The organism is Ideonella azotifigens, from assembly GCF_006519715.1.
GTDB lineage: Bacteria > Pseudomonadota > Gammaproteobacteria > Burkholderiales > Burkholderiaceae_C > Ideonella > Ideonella azotifigens.
Genome location: NZ_VIDT01000507.1, coordinates 1 through 4,109, shown reverse-complemented (window position 1 = coordinate 4,109; position 4,109 = coordinate 1). Strand labels below are relative to the sequence as shown.

The following is a 4,109-nucleotide window of genomic DNA, read 5'->3' as shown; positions in this document are numbered from 1 at the left end:
GAGGATGGACGGGAGCGCGTCGAGGGCGTTCATGTCTCGACTTCAGGCTGCCGTGAGCATCTGGCCGAGGAACTGCCGCGTGCGCACCGCCTGCGGCCGGTCGATCACATCGCCCGCGCTGCCTTGCTCGACGATGTGACCGCCTTCCATGAAGATGACTCGGTCGGCCGTCTCGCGCGCGAAGCGGATCTCGTGCGTCACCAGGATCATCGAGCGGCCTTCGTCGGCCAGTTCGTGGATCACGTTCAGCACCTCGCCGACCAACTCCGGGTCCAGCGCCGAGGTCGGTTCGTCGAACAGGATCAGCTGCGGCTGCTGGGCCAGCGCGCGGGCAATCGCCACGCGCTGCTGCTGGCCGCCGGAAAGCCGCTCGGGGTATTCGCCGGCCTTGTGGTGCAGGTGCACCTTGGCCAGCATCGCGTCTGCCCGTTCGTAGGCCTCGGCGCGGCTGAGGCCCATGGCCTTCATCGGCGCCAGCGCCACGTTGTCCCGCACCGTGAGGTGGGGCCAGAGATAGAACAGCTGGAACACCATCGCGATGCCGGCGCGCTGCGGCGCCAGTTCGCTGTCGGTCATGAAGCGCCACTGGCCGTTGCCGCCCTGGCGCTGGCCGATGCGCTGGTGGTCCAGCGTCACCGAGCCGCCGTCGGGCCGTTCCAGGAAGTTCAGGCAGCGCAGGCAGGTGGACTTGCCCGAGCCGCTGGGGCCGATCAGCGAGAGCGTCTCGCCCTTGTGCAGGTCGAAGGAAATGCCCTTGAGCACGTCCAGCGGGCCGTAGCGCTTGTGCAGGTCGCGCACCTGCAGCAGCGGGGGAGCGGTGGTGTTCATCGCGGCAGCTTTCGGCGGCAGGGCTTACTTGCAGCTGGGCAGCTGCCAGCCGGCCGGGCGGTCCACGCCGGCGCGAAAGTTCTTGCCCACCGGCATGTACCAGACGTCCTGCACCAGGCCGTAGCGTGTGCCGATCTTCTTCAGCTCGCAGCCCTGCCAGAGCTTGGTGATTTCGGCGTTCACGGCCGCGAGCAGCTCGGGCGAATCCTTGTTTAAGCCGATCACCACCTGGCCCAGGCCGGTCAGCAGCGGGAAGTCGGGGTTGTTGTCGCTGAAGGCGTTGAAGCGCAGGTGCCACTGCGGGTTGCGCGAGATGGCGTACTGCATCACCGGCGGATCGCCGATCACCGCGTCGATGCGGCCGGCCAGCATGTCGCGCACCGCGGCGTCGGAGGTGTCGTAGAGCGACAGCTCCAGGCCGGGGATCTTGCGCAGCTCGGGGATGAACGAGAAGCCGGTGATGGTGCCGACCTTCTTCTTCTCCAGGTCCTTCAGTGTGGTCCAGTTCGTCTTGTCGACCTGGGTGATGCCGTTCTTGAAGTAGTGGATCGGGTCGCTCAGCAGCATGATCTTCGAGCGCTGCTCGGTCCAGCCCATGGTGCCGGCCATCAGGTCCACGCGCTTGGCCTGCACCGAGGCGATGGTGCCGGACCATTCCATCAGCGCCGGCTTGACCTTCAGCTTCAGCGTGTCGGCCACGTGCTGCAGCACCTCGCCGTCGTAGCCGATCATCTTGCCGTCCTGCCAGCCGGTGCCGGGCATGTCGCCGGTGAAGGCAATCGTCAGCGTGCCGGGCTCGACGGTGGCGGGCGTTTGCGCAAAGGCGCAAGCGCCACTCAACAGCAGTGCAGCAGGCAGCAGGCGGCGCAACAGGGGCAAGAACGGGGTCATCGGCAACTCCTTGGGAGACACACTTGGGTGGGTTGAACGAAGCCGACTTTAGGAACGCGCCTGCTTCTTGCATTGAAGGCGCAACCCCCCGAATTGAACGCATGCGACAAGCCGCCCGAACCGTCAAAGCTGCACCAGACACTGGCGCTGATGCCCTGGTGGCGCGCCTGGACGCACCCGGCGCGGGCGGCGTGGAACTGCGCATCGGCATCCTGCTGTGGCCGCAGTTCCCGCTGCTGTCGCTGGCCGGCCTGTGCGACGCGCTGCGCCACGCGGCCGACATCGGCGACCAGAGCCAGCAGCTGCGCTGCAGCTGGACGGTCCTGGGCACGCCTGGCGAGCGCATTGCGGCCAGCTGCGGCATCGAGGTGCCGGTGCAGCAGTCGCTGGGCTCGGAAGCCACGTTCGACTACATCGCGGTGATCGGCGGCCTGCTGCCGCAGCTGGACAAGGCGGACCGCCGGCAGGTCCGCTTTCTGAAACAGGCCGCGGCCTCGGGCGTGCCGCTGCTAGGCATCTGCACCGGCAGCTTCGTGCTGGCGCACCACGGCCTGATGGACGGCCACACTGCCTGCGTGCACCCCTTCCACGTGGCCGACTGGCAGCGCCTGTTCCCCGCGCTGCCGCACAGCACGCATGGCGACTACCTGGTCGACGGCGACCGCATCACCTGCGCCGGCGGCGTTTCCATCATCGAGCTGGCCACCGAGCTGGTGCGTCGCCACTGCGGGGCCGACCGCGCGGCCAAGGTCGTGCACCAGATGACCGTCTCGCGCCGCGCCGCCAGCTCCCACGTCGCCCGCCGCCACGCGTTGGGCTACGCCGGTGCCGACAACGACAAGCTGCGCCAGGCCATCCTGCTGATGGAAAAGAACATCGCCACGCCGCTGGAAATCGGCGTGATCGCGCGGCTGGTGGACTGCAACCGGCGGCAACTGGAGCGGGTGTTCGTCGCCGAGACGGGCCTGTCACCCGCGGAGTTCTATCGCCGCTCGCGCCTGAAGTTCGGCCGCTGGTTGTTGACGACGACGGACGCGGCCATCAGCGTGATTGCAGCCGACAGCGGCTTCGCCGACTCGGCACATTTCATCCGCCTGTTCCAGCAGCACTACGGCATGGCGCCGGGGCGCTTGCGGGCGGCTTTGGTGGCCAAAGTTTGAGGATTGCTTTTCGGTTCTTGCTTCGCCTTGGTTGGCGTGGGCCAGGGCCGCCGGGTGGTCGGCTCCGTTCATGTCCTCCGCTTGGACTTCGTCCAAGCTCCTCCTTCACTTCACTGCGCCGACCACCCGACGCCCCTGGCTGGCGGCGCTTGGACCTCGCACCGGTTGAACAGCCTGAACCGTGCCGGATCAGGGCGGTGGGGCGTGTTTCGGAGCGAAGTAAAGGGGGAGCTCGGACGCAGTCCGGGCGGAGGACATGAGCGGAGGAATGCGCCCCGGCGACCTGATCGTGCGCCGACCTGAACGAAGGAACTCAACCCGCCGCCGACTTCCGGTATGGCTCTTCGAATTCCCGGAAGTCCTTCTCCGCCAGCGCCTCACCCACAAACGCCTCGACACCTGGCGTCTCCCACACGTTGGCGATGTACTCGTTGACGATGTCGGAAACGGGCAGCGCGTAGGTGCGGATGCGGCCCACCACAGGGGCGAAATAGGCGTCGGTGATGCCGAAGCTGCCGAACAGGAAGGGGCCGCCGGATTGGTCCAGGGCTTCGGTCCACATGGCTTGCAGGCGCTGCAGGTCTGACACGACGCCGGGCTGCTCGGCGATCAGCCGGGCGCCTACTTCGGGCAGCGAGGCTTCGAGGTTCTGCGAACAATGGTTGCGCAGGTGACCGAAGCCGGAGTGCATCTCGGCGCACAGGCTGCGGGCACGAGCGCGCTGGCGCTGGTCAACTGGCCACAGCGGCAGGGTGGGAAACTTTTCGGCCAGGTATTCGGCGATGGCCAGCGTGTCCCACACGGCAAAGCCTTCGTCGACCAGCAGCGGCACCTTGCCGGTGGGGCCCACGGCGTTGACGGTGGCCTTGAAGGCGGAGTCGGCCTCGAAGCTGTCGAAGCGCACCATGACCTCTTCGAACGGGATGCCGAAGTGGCGCATCAGCACCCACGGGCGCATGGACCAGGACGAGTAGTTCTTGTTGTCGATGTAGAGCTGCATGGCGAGGCGTGGTTGAGAGCCGAGGGCGCCTCATCGTAAGTCACGGCCACTGCAGCCCACCGCGTCACAGGTCTCTTTGGACTGCGCGAGCAGCCACGCGGTGAAGGCCTGCAGTTCGGGGCGCTCGGCCGGGTTGGCGCCCAGCGGGATCAGCCAGTAGCTGTAGGGCGAGCCGAGGCGGCCGCTCTCCCCGAAGGGCTCGACGATCTCGCCGCGGGCCAGCGCGTCGT

At 67.4% G+C, this 4,109-nt stretch carries 4 protein-coding genes and 1 pseudogene; 1 reads left to right on the top strand and 4 read right to left on the bottom strand.

Features of this window, described 5'->3' with window-relative positions; all coding sequences use genetic code 11:
* Nucleotides 1–42: 42 nt before the first annotated feature.
* Together FKP22_RS22975 and FKP22_RS22970 are read right to left on the bottom strand one after the other, a co-directional pair.
* A complete protein-coding gene (locus FKP22_RS22975; protein ID WP_141290001.1) occupies nucleotides 43–828 on the bottom strand; it encodes an amino acid ABC transporter ATP-binding protein in 786 nt (261 codons plus the stop codon).
* A gap of 24 nt (nucleotides 829–852) precedes the next feature.
* The gene (locus FKP22_RS22970; RefSeq protein WP_141290000.1) at nucleotides 853–1,719 is read right to left on the bottom strand and encodes an ABC transporter substrate-binding protein; all 867 of its coding nucleotides are present in this window, start codon (nucleotides 1,717–1,719) and stop codon (nucleotides 853–855) included.
* Nucleotides 1,720–1,877: 158 nt separating this feature from the next.
* On the opposite strand from FKP22_RS22970, the gene FKP22_RS22965 reads away from it, so the two are divergent.
* Nucleotides 1,878–2,879: a GlxA family transcriptional regulator gene (locus FKP22_RS22965; RefSeq protein ID WP_233446940.1), complete on the top strand. Its 1,002-nt coding sequence runs from the start codon at nucleotides 1,878–1,880 to the stop codon at nucleotides 2,877–2,879.
* A gap of 313 nt (nucleotides 2,880–3,192) precedes the next feature.
* On the opposite strand, the gene FKP22_RS22960 is transcribed toward FKP22_RS22965, so the two are convergent.
* The gene (locus FKP22_RS22960) at nucleotides 3,193–3,879 is read right to left on the bottom strand and encodes a glutathione S-transferase family protein (protein ID WP_141289998.1); all 687 of its coding nucleotides are present in this window, start codon (nucleotides 3,877–3,879) and stop codon (nucleotides 3,193–3,195) included.
* A gap of 30 nt (nucleotides 3,880–3,909) precedes the next feature.
* A pseudogene (locus FKP22_RS32525) lies at nucleotides 3,910–4,109 on the bottom strand (LysR family transcriptional regulator); the annotation flags it as partial.

Coding starts and splice junctions, on each gene's coding strand:
- FKP22_RS22960 (WP_141289998.1), bottom strand. CDS start 3,879: ATGCAGCTCTACATCGACAACAAGAACTACTCGTCCTGGTCCATGCGC.
- FKP22_RS22975 (WP_141290001.1), bottom strand. CDS start 828: ATGAACACCACCGCTCCCCCGCTGCTGCAGGTGCGCGACCTGCACAAG.
- FKP22_RS22970 (WP_141290000.1), bottom strand. CDS start 1,719: ATGACCCCGTTCTTGCCCCTGTTGCGCCGCCTGCTGCCTGCTGCACTG.